Origin of the sequence: Marinimicrobium sp. C6131, assembly GCF_026153455.1 — a bacterium.
GTDB lineage: Bacteria > Pseudomonadota > Gammaproteobacteria > Pseudomonadales > Cellvibrionaceae > Marinimicrobium.
Window position 1 is genome coordinate 2,059,892 of record NZ_CP110629.1, and the last position, 12,940, is coordinate 2,072,831.

Sequence of the window (12,940 nt, forward strand, 5' to 3'; positions counted from 1 at the left end):
AGGGCTTTTGGCCCCAACATACCCCGCCGGACCTCGGGGAAAGACCGCAAGAAAGATGGCGGCAAGCCAGCCGAATTCGGTCAACTTACGCTAAAGACTAGAATAATAGAGGGTTTAGATATGTTACAAAAACTGCTCATCGCGCTCTGCACAATTTTTGTGCTCTCCGCCTGTGGCGGGGACCTTGACCTGGGGCCGGATACTCCGCCTGAACAGGATCCCAACAACCCTGAGGAACCGGAGGAACCAGAAGAACCCGAGGAACCTGCCGAACCTCGGATCCTGGTATTCGTTCCATTTAACGAAGCGACACAGACCGACGGCTGGGCCAGCCGCTGCGAAGAAACCTGCAACGCCACTGCAGAGCTGAGCTGGAATGAGTCCGAAGAAGTCCTCGCCATTGAGCCCGAATGGGCCAGCGCTGAAGACCAGTTGGAAGTTTTCAGCCCCATTGATGAAATCAATGATCTGGAAGGCTCGCATATCAGCGCTTGGGTGTTTGTGACCGATGCCTATGCCACCGACGGCAACCTGGCGGCGCACCTGGTTCTGGGCAATGCCGCTGGCGGCACTGCGTATAGCCGTGCCTTCGACGTCGATGCCGGCTGGAATCGCGTTGAAATGTGGGAAATGATGGCCGGCACCGGTGAAACCGTGACCGACGATCAGGGCAATGAGTCTGTCGATTACGGCACCTTCTATTGGCACTCCGATGGTTTTGAGCTGCGCAACGTCAACGAATTTGGCGTCGCCTTTGCCGCCAACGGTAAAGCCACAGACGTCACCGGCCAGCTCTGGCTGGACAATGTCACGGTAACTCCGGCTTCCGGAACCGGTCCGCTGATCGTCGAGGCCGATGATGAAGCCTGGACCGTGATGGATGCCCCGCCGGAAGTGACCCTGCAGCGCGACGGCGAAGGCGGCGTTTACTTCGAGCCCACCGCTGCTGACCAGAAACTGGTTTACCTGCTGGAAGGGCCGGTGGATCTGGTCGGTCGCAGCTTTGATATGACCTTCACTGTCGACCAGGCGTTCAAGGACTCCGGAGCCGATGTCCAGCCCATCATCCAGCAGAACTTCGGTAGCTACACTGGTGAGTTTGGCTGCTACGTGGGCAACGGTGAGTTGACCGCTGGCGAACCCTATGAAGTGACTTGTGCCACCGAGAACGAAGCGTTTGTTGCTGAAGAAGGCCAGAACATCCGCGTCGGTCTGCAAGTGAAGAACGAAGTGGCTGGTCGGGTTACCATCAACAGCATGCAGATCAACATTGTTTCCAGCGGCGGAGACTCAGGTCCGTTCACTATCTCTCCGACTCAGGAAGCCCTTGACGCAGGTACTTGGGACGTCGACAACTGGCAAGGGCTGGCCGGTGCCGCCGAGCTCTCCTACGATGCTGGCCAGGGCGCACTGAGCATTGCCCCCAACTGGCAGGTGACGGACCCCGACGAGCAGTACAGTGAGGGCGAACGTACCGTCATGTACATCGCGGGCGAAACGGAACTGCCGGACCTTGAAGGTGCGACCGTTGGTGTTGAGCTCTATCTCGGCGACTATTACACCACCGAGAACCCGGGTCTGGCACTGCAGATCTTCATTCAGCAGAATAGCGGCAGCTACGCCGGCAACTATGGTGGCAACATCGCCGTCGATGCCGCTGAAGATCTGGGTGACGGCTGGTATCGGTTCGAGCGGGAAATGACCGACGTACCCACTGAACCGACGGCTCAGCGCGTAGGGCTCAAGCTGCAGGGCGCAGGACTTGAAACCCGGGAAGCAGAAGCAGAGCCGATCCTGCTGCGAGCCATTACGGTCGAGTAAGTCAGCCTGTAAAAACTGAAACCAATGAAAGCCCGGCTCTGATGCAGAGTCGGGCTTTTTTGTATGCAGCTCTTTCAGGTCACAAAATCCCACCGTGCACTGGCGGATTCAGGCTTATAAAAAGTGGCATCTAAATAGCGAAAAATTATTGAGACGACTTATAGTCTTTTGGAACATTTGTGTGCTATGTTTAGTAGACCAGCCTGGGAGTGGCCGGCGTCTCATCGCCGGATCACGTCGCTATCTGGCTCTGTGAGTGGCCACTGGCCCCACCAGTCTCAAGCCTCTCACCATTTACAATAACGATAGAGGAACAACACGATGTTACAGAAATTCATGATTGCACTGTGTGCAGTGTTTGCGCTTTCCGCTTGCGGCGGCGACGATCAGGACGATCAGAGCCGTATCGTTCTCAATCCACCGGAAGACCTCAATGCCGGCGAAGAGGAAGAGCCCGAAGAAGAGGAACCGGAAGAAGAGCCTCCGGTAGAACCCTGGGTGAGCATCACCTTTGATGCGGAGACGGATATTGACTCCTGGACCAGCGCTTGCGTAAGCAGCGAATGCAATGCCACCACCACTCTCGCCTACAACGCTGACGCACAAGCCATGGACGTAACACCCGACTGGCTTACGGCCGGCGACCAGATCGAAGTCTCGACCCCGATTGATCCTGAAATCGCTGACCTCAGTGATGGCTTTGCCCACCTGAATCTCTATGTACCCGCGAGCCACACCGGCATGATCGCCCAGGTATTCTTCCAGGATGCGTCTGACCGCAAAGGCTACATTGGCTACACGGCAACCACCGCCGGCTGGAATACCTTCTACCTGGAGAACATCGCCCTTGAAGACTTTGGTTTTGCCAATGAAGGCTTTGACCTGACCGCCATCAACCGGATGGGGATACAGATCCAGAGCGCTGACGGTTTCCTGGATCTTGATGACACTCTGCACATCGACGATGCCATCATCTCCCCCGAAGCGATTACCGTCGAGGAAAAACCGGTCATGCCCGTTACTCTGGAACCATTGGCCACCGGTGATGAGAGCTTTACGTTTGACAGCGATGTCCAGGGCTGGAGCAATGACGGCAGCGCAGGTTCAGCAGTGAGCCACGACGCGGATGCCGGCGCGCTGGTCATCACCCCTGATTGGGACAGCGCCGATGAAGGCGGCAACCGTCCCAAAGCCATGGGCGTGACCACCAACGTGATCAGCAACGCCACCGTCCGCATGATTGTCACGCTGACCGAGGCGCAGATCGACGGTGGAATCGGTGTGCAACCTTATATCCAGCAGAACTCAGGCTCTTACAACCAGCTCTTTGGCAACATTACGACGACCGGCCTGGTCGCGGGTGATAACCTGATCACCTACGAAGCCGGGGAGCTGGCCGACGCCATGCGCATCGGTGTGCAACTGGTTGGCCCCATCACCAGCGGCGAAGCTGATGTCGCATTGATCAAACAGGTGGAAATCGATCTGCCTGAATAGATCAATACCCGACCTACAAAAAACCCGGCACACAAGGCCGGGTTTTTTGTTTGCCAACCGCCCCGATTTACCCTTCTGACTCCCTTCCAAACGGCTTGGTCATCAAGATCAGCTTAGGCAACAGTGTCAGTGATCCGAGTATGGCGGCAAACATGGCCAACGCGGTCAGCAACCCAAAGTAGATAGATGGGATAAACTCCGACAAGGCCAGTATCGAAAACCCGACAATAATGATTACCGCCGTGTAGTACATGGCTCGGCCAATGGACCCATGGGAAGCGTGCATGGCGTCCACATAGTTCTGGCGCTGCGAGAACTCATTGCGGAAGCGGTACAGGTAATGAATCGCGTGGTCGACGCCGACGCCCACCGTAATGGCGGCGATAGTGATGGTCATCATGTCCAGAGGGATTCCCGCCAGCCCCATACCACCGAGCACCACACCCGCTGCCAGCATGTTGGGCAGAATGGCAATGATGGCAATCGTCAGGGAATGAAACAGCACCAGAAACATCAGCATGATGCCGACAAAAACCGCACCCAGGGTCACAATCTGGGAGCTGAACAGGCTCTGCAACATGTTGTTGTACAGCACCAGCATGCCGGTAAAGCGAATATGGTCTTCCTCAAAGCCCAACTCCTGCACCGCGTGAGTACGAATTTTTTCAACCAGCTCTGTGCGTTTGAGTTCCGGGCTGGTTTCCTGGACTCGCAGAGAGATACGGGCCTCGTTGTGCTCATCCGACAGGTAGGGCTCAATCAGCACTTGTTTGATGTTGTCCGGCAGAGCGTTGCGCATCACCCCCAACTCAAAGTTGTTGAGCCGCCCACCATTGATGTCCGACGCCACTTCGTAAGCAATGGCCAGGGAATTCACTTTGCCGATTTCCGGGAGCGATTCCAGATACTGGTGCAGCGACTGTATCTGCTCCAATCCGGCACGGGTGAACCAGACACTGTCATTGCTGACCTGCTCTTGATCACCTTCGGTTGCAAACGGGTCGTCACTCTCTGGAGTGGCGAAAGGATCGGCTTCCTGTTCCGGCTCGGCGAAGGGATCGTCCGCCTCGGGCGCGTCTTCTTCCGGTTCTTGGGTGAGGATAATATCGAGATTGATGGTCCCCCCAAGTTGCTTGTCGATGACCGACATGCCCTGATAAATCTCGGTGTCCTCATGGAAGTAATCGATAAACCGGTTTTCCACTTCCAGACGTGTGCTGCCATAGGCACTGACCAGAGCAGCGGTCAGGGCAATAAAAATCACCAGTGCCCCGTGGCGCTCGGCAAACCGGGAGAAAATGAGCGTAAAGGCGCCGGACTGGTCTCCCTTATCTTTGGGTTCCCCTTTGCGCCACAGCATCAGCCCGGCGGGAATCACCACGAAAGCCAACACAAACGCCACACTCAACCCGATGGTCATCATCCAGCCGAAGTCGATCACCGGCCGGATATCACTGACCACCAGAGAGACGAACGCCACAATGGTCGTCAACGCCGTGTACAGGCAGGGGCGAGCCATGAAGCGCACGGTGGTGAGCACCAATTCCTCTTTGGGGGCCTCGGGTGACTGTCGGTGCAGCTCACGAAAGCGCACAATCAGGTGAATGGTCAGCGCCAGCGTCATGATCAGTAACAGCGCCACAAAGTTGGAGGAGATCACCGTCATTCGCCAATCGATCCAACTGAGCCAGCCGAGCATCAAGATAACGGCCAACACACAGGTCGACAGGGGCAGGATCACAAAACGCCACTGCCGGAAGATGATCGCCAACATCGCGATAATGAACACCAGGATGGCGCTGCCAAAGACCACCAGGTCACTCTTGATAAAGGCGATCATGTCCGCTGTAATCATGCTCACGCCGCCCAGAAACAGCTCCGCCCGATCATCGTAGCGACTCAGAATATTCCGGACCTCTTCCACCCGGGCGTGATCCCGTTCGGTGAGCTCGGTGCGATACGCCCGGAACTCCTGACTCACCGCCTCCAGTTCCCGGGCCTGCTCCTCATCAAGCTCCCCCCGGGCCGCTTTTGCCCGCAGAGCGTCACGCTTTCGGGCCAGATCGATGTAGCGATTATTCACTTCCAGATTCAACTGGATGGCGGTGGTTTCCAGGTCTTCACTGAGCAGTGTATCCCGGTAAATGGGACTGGTCAGGAACTCTTCTTTGGCGGCTTCCCGGTCCACCCCCTCGGTGAGCAAGGTCCGGGTCGACTCCTGCTGTTCGGACAGCGGGCGCATCGGGCTGTAGAGCAGCGGCACATCCAGAATGGAGTTGATGCTGACCACGCCGTCGACCTCGGCCAGGTCATCCCGGAGCGCCTTGAGTGTGTTGATGGACTCATCCGAGAACATCTCGGCCTCGGGGCTGTACGTCACCACCAGGAAGTCGCCGCTCTGGTAGCGTTGGTTGATTTCCCGGAAATAATCGATCGACCGATCGTTCTCGAGGGTCAGCGAATCCGCCGAAGCATCCAGCTTAAGGTTGGGCAGTCCCGCCGCCGCCACAATGGCAAGCAGGACAATGATCGCCAGTGCAATGCCGGGGTGGCGCAGAACCGTCGCCCGGTACAGGACATCAAGCATTTTCAGCATAGGTGAACCTTAAAATCCATAGAGGGTCAGGGGCCCACAGTGTACCCCAAACCACTGAGGCAAGCGGTGCACAGGACAACATTCCTTTACCTTCTCCCACCAGATTTGCCAACCGGGCTATGGTAAAGTCGGGAAAACACCCGATATAATCGGGCATTGACTGCATTCGCTCGAGATGGAAGAGGTTATGCTCAAGCTCCAGTTCAAGGATCAGCGTCAACCCGCCTTCTGGGTGGTGGAGAAGTTGTACAGTATTGGTAGCGACAGCGATAACCATCTGGTCCTGCCGGATGACGGCATAGCCCCCCTACAGGCCCGGCTCATCGCCACCGCCGACAAGATCTTCCTCAAGGACAACAACAGCCCCAGCGGCTGCTTCGTCAATGGCCAGCGCATCACCCAGAAAGAAATTATACCGGGCGATGAAATCCGACTCGGCCCGGTGGCCTTCGACGTTCTGCCGCCAACCGACGCGCCACCCTCTGATGCCACCGCCGCCGACCCCTGGCGGCTGGTTGCCAGTGGTAGTTGGCTGGCCGGCCAGAGTTACGAGATCCCTCGCGAAGGCACCGTGGTGCTCGGGCGCTCGAGCCAGTGCGATATTGTCATCCCCGGGACACATCTGTCCAGGCGCCACGTCGAGCTGAGAGTTCAGGGGGGCAGCCTGCATGTCAGGGACCTGGGCTCGGTAAACGGCACCTACCTGAATGATCGCCCGGTTACCGATGCACTGGCCCACGGCGGCGACCAGCTCCGCCTGGATGTGTACACCTTCAAGATCGTCAGTCCCCAAGGAGATCGCGAACGCACCCGACTGAGAGCCACCAGCACGGTCAATCGTCCCCCCGAACCCCGCCCCAGAAAGCCGCTGGAGGAGAAACCCCGCCGCTGGAAAACCCGTCCGACCTCCCCGGGGAACCGGCAGGAACCCACTTATCAGGAACGCCGCCAGGAGTTGTGGCTCTGGCTGGTGGTACTGGTAGCGGCCATGCTGCTGATCGGTGGTTTCTACTGGGTGTGAGTGGTCATCCGGGGAACTGTGGTAAAATCCCGCCGCTTTTTCATTCACTGAACCAGTAGGACCATCAACCCATGAGCTTTGACAAGGTAGCTTCCGGCAAAAACCTGCCCGACGACATCAACGTCATCATCGAAATCCCGATGAACGGCGAGCCCATCAAATACGAAGTGGACAAAGACAGCGGTGCCATTTTCGTGGACCGCCTGCTGGGCACGTCCATGCACTACCCTTGCAACTACGGCTATGTGCCCCACACCCTGTGTGGCGACGGCGACCCGGTGGATGTACTGGTGGTGTTTCCTTACGCCCTGCCGGCCGGGTCGGTGATTCGCTGCCGCCCGATTGGCGTGCTCAAAATGACCGATGAATCCGGGGAAGACGCCAAAGTCCTGGCCGTGCCAATCGACAAGGTCACCCCGATCTACAGCCAGGTGAAAGAAGCCCAGGACCTGCCCGAGCTGACCCTGAATCAGATCAGCCACTTCTTTGAGCATTACAAGGATCTGGAGAAAGGCAAATGGGTCAAGATTGACGGCTGGGCCAACGCGGAAGCGGCTCGCCAGGAAATTCTCGACTCGGTGGAACTGTACAAGAAAGAGGGCTAACCCTCTCCTTCCAGACGCAGACCACTGATATCGGGCGCCACTGGCGCCCGATCTCGTTTCAGTTCCCCCATATCGGAGCCGACCGGCGCCACATCAAATTCCGGGGCCGTCACCGGCGCGGGAGCGGGCGCCCGCTCCTCCGCCCGGAGCAACTCGGCTCCCACCTCCGCCAGCCCCCAGTCATCCGGCTCCACTGCCATCAGCGGCAGTTCCACCCGCTCATGCTCCGGGAGCAGGTCTTCTCCAGGCGCGGCCAACTCAAACGTCGGCACCGGTACCTCGGTCGCTGCGTCGACCGTCCGCTCGGTGGCATCCAGCAGAGGCCCCTGCGCCGGCCGGAGGCTGAGCCCACTGATATCCACCGACACTGGCGCCAGGCGCGTTCGCTCGGAGGCTTTCAGCAGGGGGCCCACCGGAGCCAGACTGAGACCCGACGACGCCGGGCGCTCCGGTCGGGCGGGTGCTGAGCTGTCGCCCCCCTCAGGGCGGGCCGGCACGAGTTCGACCAGAGCCCCCGCCTTCTGCAGAACCTGCTGGTATTTCTGCGCCGTGGCCCGGTCCAGGCGACGCTTGACGGCTACCGGCCGGCCGGTGAACAGCCGCTCAATGGTATTGGCGTCGGCTTTGAACAGCTGCTGCAGGCGCTCTTTCACCGTCGCCAGCGGCTGCCCGAGGACGATGTCCCCCCGAAAAATCAGATCGAACCGCTCATCTGCCATGCCAGGCTCCGTCAAAGTGAAATCCAGAGTGTTACGGGTAATGTCATACCCTGATCTTAATCAGCCCTATGCTCACTCGCAATATAAACCCCATGCTTTAGTGACAAAACAGTCTCTGATAATACTGGCGATTGAGCGACGTTCGGCCAATACTGAAAGTCCGGATTTTGAGCTGGAGAAGCGTGGAGGCGAGTCTATGAATGCCTATTCAAGTCCACAATTTGTGGCCCGAGGCCAATTGAAGCAGGCGAATGACGTCCGGCGCAAGGTCGAACAGGACATCGCCTTTCTCTGCGATCGAATCGCCGCCCTGGAGGCTCAACCGCGCCCCAACCAGCCGGTGATCGATACCTATCGAACCATGTTGGCAAGTCGCCAATCCGTTCTCAGATGGCTGAAGGATGGCGAACTCCGCCACTCGGCGCCACGCGTCCGGGCCGTTTAATCAGTCTGATTCCGAGCCATTCAGCCCCTGGTCCATATCGCGCGCTGGCACGTCTCCTTTGGGGTGCCCCACCACCCGCGCCGGAACGCCGGCGACCGTTGTATGGGGCGGCACCGGATGCAGCACCACGCTGCCAGCGCCGATCTTCGCACACTCACCGATGTCGATATTTCCGAGAATTTTGGCCCCGGTACTGATCAGGACACCTCGTCCGACTTTCGGGTGACGATCGCCACTGAGTCGTCCGGCGCCCCCCAGAGTGACCGAGTGCAACATGGACACATCGTTGCCGATGACCGCCGTCTCCCCGATCACCACACCGGTCGCGTGGTCAATCATGATGCCACTGCCGATGCGGGCACCCGGATGAATATCCACGCCAAACGCCTCGGAGATCTGGTTCTGTAGGTACAGCGCCAGGCCTCGCCGCCCCTTCAGCCAGAGATGATGAGCGAACCGGTAGGACTGCAGCGCATGAAACCCCTTGAAGAACAGAAAGGGCGTGGAGTATTTCTCGCAGGCGGGGTCCCGTTCACAGTGCGCATAGATATCGGCTCGCATGGCCGATTCGATCTCCGGCGACTCGGCCATCGCGGCCTCGAACACCTCCCGGATCATCATTGCGGGGACCGCCTGACTGTCCAGCTTGTTGGCCAGATGGAAGCTCATGGCGCTGGCAAAGCTGTCGTGATTCAGCAGGGTGGCGTGATAAAAACTGGCCAGTGCCGGTTCCTCTTCGGAGGCCGCCTGGGCCTCACGCCGTATGGAGTGCCACAGTTCATCGGTGAGCGGGGTCAAAGGCAAAGTGCGTTCTCCTGGGTTCGCCATGTGCGTGCTATTGTCGCACAGGCATGAAGCGCGCGCGAAACCGCAACAGGAACTCGGGCTGCTTCAGAAACACCCCGACACACAGCAGGACGTGCAGCACCGCCACGGTGAGAAACAGCTGGGGAATCGAGAGTCCCAGGCCGCCCAGCGCACCAAGCCCGACCAGCGCCGCGGCCACCATGAACAGGGCATTGATCACATTCCCGGCCGCAATTACCTGCGCCCGGTGCGCCGGCCGGCTGCGCTCCTGAATCAGCGCGGTCAACGGCACCACGTAAAGACCTCCGGCCACCCCCAACATCAACACATCCGCGACCACCCGCCAGGTGCGGGGCCACTGGGCCATGGACGCCAATGGGTGCAACGCCCCCTCGACCGCCGGATGTGCCGCGGCGAACGACTGCCCGGCCAGGGCCAGGTCCACCCCGAACAGCAACACCAGCAACGCCCCCAGGGGTACCAGCGCCGGCTCAATGTGCCCCCGACTCAAGCGGGCACACAGCAGGGCTCCAACACAGATGCCCACCAGAAACAGAATCAGCAGCACACTGACCACCAACGAGGCACCGGACAACACACTGCGGGTAAAGTTGGGCAACTGCGTCAGGTACACCGACCCCAAAAACCAGTACCAGGAATTGCCGATGATGCACCAGAACACCATCGGGTTTTCCCGGGCGCAGGCCAGCGTTCGCAGCGTCTGCTTGTAGGGGTTGTTCTCCAGGCGGAGCTCCGGATCCGCCGACGGGGCGGGCGGTATTCTCAGGCTCGCCCGCCATCCCAGCCAGGCGATCAACAGCGCCCCGGCCGCCACCCACCAGTAGCCACCGGCCACGCTCAGTGCCAGAGTACCGGCAATCATGCCCAGAAAAATCGCCAGGGAGGTGCCGGTATGCATCAGACCGTTGCCGCCGGTCAGTGCTTCCGCGGACAAATGCTGAGGCAGGATCGCGTACTTGAGCGGACTGAAACAGGCCGATTGAGTCCCCGTCAGAAACAGAACCAGCAATAGCAATGCCGCACTGTTGAGCCAGAGCGCCACCGCCCCCAATACCATGATCAGTATTTCGGCCACCTTGAGGGCGCGAATAAAACGGGATTTTTCAAATTTGTCGGCGTATTGACCGGCAATGGGTGCAAACAACAGGAAGGGTATGATCAGGGTCGCCGCCACCAGATTATTGATGACATCGATACTCAACCCCCAGCGCTCAATCCCACCGTAAGTGAACAGCATCAGCAGGGCACTTTTGTAAAAGTTATCGTTGAACGCACCGCCGAGCTGGGTCAGAAACAGCGGCAGAAAGCGGCGTTGCGACAACAACGAGAATTGGGGGGCCGCGGTCGGATCCGGCGGGCTCACAGCGCAGACTCCGGCCCCTCGGGCACCGTCACGTAGCGATGAAACAATTCAGGCAAGCGGTCCATCACCGTCTCCTTCAGGGCAAACGATTCAGTTTGCAGATAATCCGCCAGCCGCTCAGGCGTCATCGCCCGGGCGAACCGATTCGCCAGAGGTGCGTAACTCAGATGCCAGGGCTCCGGCGCCACGCCCCCCCGATCCCGATCGTAGGGGCGATAAAAGCCGGGGTTCTCCGCGCTCGCCAGATACCGATCCAGCCAGGCGTGAAAGGCGGCAAACGGCCCTCCGGGTTCGGTTTCCCGGCGAGTCAGTTGCAAGGCTTCGCCCTCTGCCAGACCAGCGGCATCATACACATCGACATCGGTTCCCCAATGATGGCGGGAACTGCCCGGCAGAGCCGACCAGCGCATTATCGCATGAACCAGGGCCAGCTCATCCAGAGCACCGATATTCAGAGGCTCCCCCCGCTCATCCAGTACCGGGCGCGCGCCGCTGGCCTTGGCGTCCCAGATGCGACGCTGGCGATCAAAACCGCGATAGCCACTGGCCAGCCGTACCCTGAACCCGGCGCGGTCGGCCGCCTCGACCAGTACGTTCAGAGGTTGGTATAGATCCCGGTGAATCAGACCCGTCCCCCAGGGGCTGCCAACCAACGCCGACTCATCGCGCCCACAGAGCTGCTCTGGCGTCAAAGATAACGAGGCAGGCGAGTCGCCTGACGGATGTTTTCCGGGGATATTATCCGCCGATTGTGTCAAGTTCTGGCCCCCACGACTGTAAAATGCGCCAATGCGCGGAAATGTTTTGCGCTCGCGGTGTAAACCGGTACTATTGGGCGTATGCAGTGCCGACTGTGTCCCGGATGGCACGCGCTGCATTGGGACAATATCACAACCATAATCATAATGAAGAATGGAGCGTAACCCGTATGACCGCCAGTCATAGTGAATTACTCCAGCTCAAGAACCTGGGGATGGCGACGGTAAACATTCTGCACGCCATTGGCATCAACAGCTATGCCGAGCTGCGCGAAATCGGTGCCGTTGAAGCCTATCGCCGTATCAAAGCCCGCGACATCAATGTCTCCAAAGTGATGCTCTATGCGCTGCAAGGTGCGCTGATGGATATTCACTGGAACGATCTGCCGCCGGACCTGAAACAACAGTTGGTGATCGAGGCCGAACAGGATACGCTAAGCGAAGCCTGAGAGCCGGTACCCCCGGCGAGGCGCGCGGTTAATTCTGGAGGTTCTATGTATTTGCCCCACAAGCAGTCGGATACCATCACCGACTGCGCTGCCCAGCTCGCTGAAGCCGGTGCGGAACTGATGGCCTCGCTGACGCCCTGCGGTGCGCCGGTCAACGTCAACACCAGCCACGACCTTTTGGCCGATGGCGACGATCAGACTGTGTGGCTGGTCACCGACGGTGAGGCCTATTATCGGGTCGGTGGCAAACAGGTGCTGCGATTGAGTGCCGGCGACCTGATCGGGCTGCCGACGCTGGACTGCGAACAGGGCGCCTACGGTACCACCGGCCCACTGACCCTTGAGCCCTATCGGCTCGCCGATATCACTGGACGCCACCCCTCCCGGTTTGTTCGCTATCTGATTTGTGCCAACGCCTTTCACCGTGCGGCGCTGGCTCAGGAAATTCGGGCGGAGTTCCAGCCCTCAGCCGGCTTCATGCACTTTCAGGCCGGAGAAACCATCATCCAGCAGGGCGCGGAGGCCGACCGGGTTTACACACTGCTCGAAGGTGAAGCCCACGCGCTGTGCGACGGCGTCAAGGTCGGAGAAATTCAGGCCGACGAGATTTTTGGCGCGCTGGCGGTGTTCACCCGCCAGAAGCGCATGGCGTCGGTGGTCGCCGTGAGTGACTGCACGGTGCTGGCCGTTCGCAAGGAAGAGTTCGCCGACCTGGTGGAGCTGCAGCCGCAAATCTGCCTGAGCCTGGTCGAGGAACTGGCGGCCAAAATCAACCAGCTCAACGGACAGCTACTGGCGTCACAAGCGCGAGGCTGACCAGCCCCGCCCGATCAAACAA

General features: G+C 59.2%; 12 protein-coding genes. 7 read left to right on the forward strand and 5 right to left on the reverse strand.

Annotation, left to right across the window (positions count from 1 at the left end):
* Nucleotides 1-120 precede the first annotated feature (120 nt).
* Entirely contained in the window at nt 121-1,821 is a 1,701-nt protein-coding gene (locus OOT55_RS08905; protein ID WP_265368732.1) for a family 15 carbohydrate-binding domain-containing protein, read from the forward strand.
* Between the two features lie 321 nt (nt 1,822-2,142).
* Entirely contained in the window at nt 2,143-3,318 is a 1,176-nt protein-coding gene (locus OOT55_RS08910) for a hypothetical protein (RefSeq protein WP_265368733.1), read from the forward strand.
* Nucleotides 3,319-3,385: 67 nt separating this feature from the next.
* Here the strand turns inward: OOT55_RS08910 and OOT55_RS08915 are convergent, their stop codons facing one another.
* The gene (locus OOT55_RS08915) at nt 3,386-5,914 is read right to left on the reverse strand and encodes an efflux RND transporter permease subunit (RefSeq protein ID WP_416140985.1); all 2,529 of its coding nucleotides are present in this window, start codon (nt 5,912-5,914) and stop codon (nt 3,386-3,388) included.
* Between the two features lie 187 nt (nt 5,915-6,101).
* Between OOT55_RS08915 and OOT55_RS08920 the strand changes: the two genes are divergently transcribed.
* Together OOT55_RS08920 and ppa are read left to right on the forward strand one after the other, a co-directional pair.
* Nucleotides 6,102-6,935, forward strand: a complete 834-nt coding sequence (locus OOT55_RS08920; protein WP_265368734.1) for an FHA domain-containing protein — start codon at nt 6,102-6,104, stop codon at nt 6,933-6,935.
* A 71-nt stretch (nt 6,936-7,006) separates the two neighbouring features.
* Complete coding sequence (gene ppa, locus OOT55_RS08925) at nt 7,007-7,540, forward strand: inorganic diphosphatase (RefSeq protein ID WP_265368735.1); 534 nt, start codon at nt 7,007-7,009, stop codon at nt 7,538-7,540.
* On the opposite strand, the gene OOT55_RS08930 is transcribed toward ppa, so the two are convergent.
* Nucleotides 7,537-8,259: a hypothetical protein gene (locus tag OOT55_RS08930; RefSeq protein ID WP_265368736.1), complete on the reverse strand. Its 723-nt coding sequence runs from the start codon at nt 8,257-8,259 to the stop codon at nt 7,537-7,539. The genes ppa and OOT55_RS08930 overlap by 4 nt on opposite strands.
* Before the next feature lie 196 nt (nt 8,260-8,455).
* Between OOT55_RS08930 and OOT55_RS08935 the strand changes: the two genes are divergently transcribed.
* On the forward strand, nt 8,456-8,704 hold the full coding sequence (locus OOT55_RS08935; protein ID WP_265368737.1) for a hypothetical protein: 249 nt from the start codon (nt 8,456-8,458) through the stop codon (nt 8,702-8,704).
* Here OOT55_RS08935 and cysE read toward each other — a convergent pair whose 3' ends face one another.
* Genes cysE through OOT55_RS08950 form a run of 3 tightly spaced genes read right to left on the reverse strand, consistent with a single transcriptional unit; the run spans nt 8,705 to nt 11,653 of the window.
* Entirely contained in the window at nt 8,705-9,502 is a 798-nt protein-coding gene (cysE, locus tag OOT55_RS08940; RefSeq protein WP_416141002.1) for a serine O-acetyltransferase, read from the reverse strand.
* 37 nt (nt 9,503-9,539) lie between these two features.
* Nucleotides 9,540-10,895: an MFS transporter gene (locus OOT55_RS08945; RefSeq protein WP_265368739.1), complete on the reverse strand. Its 1,356-nt coding sequence runs from the start codon at nt 10,893-10,895 to the stop codon at nt 9,540-9,542.
* A complete protein-coding gene (locus tag OOT55_RS08950) occupies nt 10,892-11,653 on the reverse strand; it encodes a M15 family metallopeptidase (protein ID WP_265368740.1) in 762 nt (253 codons plus the stop codon). The genes OOT55_RS08945 and OOT55_RS08950 overlap by 4 nt, the downstream gene beginning before the upstream one ends.
* Nucleotides 11,654-11,823: 170 nt before the next feature.
* On the opposite strand from OOT55_RS08950, the gene OOT55_RS08955 reads away from it, so the two are divergent.
* A complete protein-coding gene (locus OOT55_RS08955; protein ID WP_265368741.1) occupies nt 11,824-12,102 on the forward strand; it encodes a TfoX/Sxy family protein in 279 nt (92 codons plus the stop codon).
* 45 nt (nt 12,103-12,147) lie between these two features.
* The gene (locus tag OOT55_RS08960) at nt 12,148-12,918 is read left to right on the forward strand and encodes a cyclic nucleotide-binding domain-containing protein (RefSeq protein ID WP_265368742.1); all 771 of its coding nucleotides are present in this window, start codon (nt 12,148-12,150) and stop codon (nt 12,916-12,918) included.
* The last annotated feature ends 22 nt before the right edge of the window (nt 12,919-12,940 follow it).

What these genes read in the sequence shown, in the direction of transcription:
- OOT55_RS08955 (WP_265368741.1), top strand. Translation starts at nt 11,824, where the DNA reads ATGACCGCCAGTCATAGTGAATTACTCCAGCTCAAGAACCTGGGGATG.
- OOT55_RS08960 (WP_265368742.1), top strand. Translation starts at nt 12,148, where the DNA reads ATGTATTTGCCCCACAAGCAGTCGGATACCATCACCGACTGCGCTGCC.
- OOT55_RS08930 (WP_265368736.1), bottom strand. Translation starts at nt 8,259, where the DNA reads ATGGCAGATGAGCGGTTCGATCTGATTTTTCGGGGGGACATCGTCCTC.
- ppa (WP_265368735.1), top strand. Translation starts at nt 7,007, where the DNA reads ATGAGCTTTGACAAGGTAGCTTCCGGCAAAAACCTGCCCGACGACATC.
- OOT55_RS08905 (WP_265368732.1), top strand. Translation starts at nt 121, where the DNA reads ATGTTACAAAAACTGCTCATCGCGCTCTGCACAATTTTTGTGCTCTCC.
- OOT55_RS08920 (WP_265368734.1), top strand. Translation starts at nt 6,102, where the DNA reads ATGCTCAAGCTCCAGTTCAAGGATCAGCGTCAACCCGCCTTCTGGGTG.
- OOT55_RS08935 (WP_265368737.1), top strand. Translation starts at nt 8,456, where the DNA reads ATGAATGCCTATTCAAGTCCACAATTTGTGGCCCGAGGCCAATTGAAG.
- OOT55_RS08910 (WP_265368733.1), top strand. Translation starts at nt 2,143, where the DNA reads ATGTTACAGAAATTCATGATTGCACTGTGTGCAGTGTTTGCGCTTTCC.
- OOT55_RS08915 (WP_416140985.1), bottom strand. Translation starts at nt 5,914, where the DNA reads ATGCTGAAAATGCTTGATGTCCTGTACCGGGCGACGGTTCTGCGCCAC.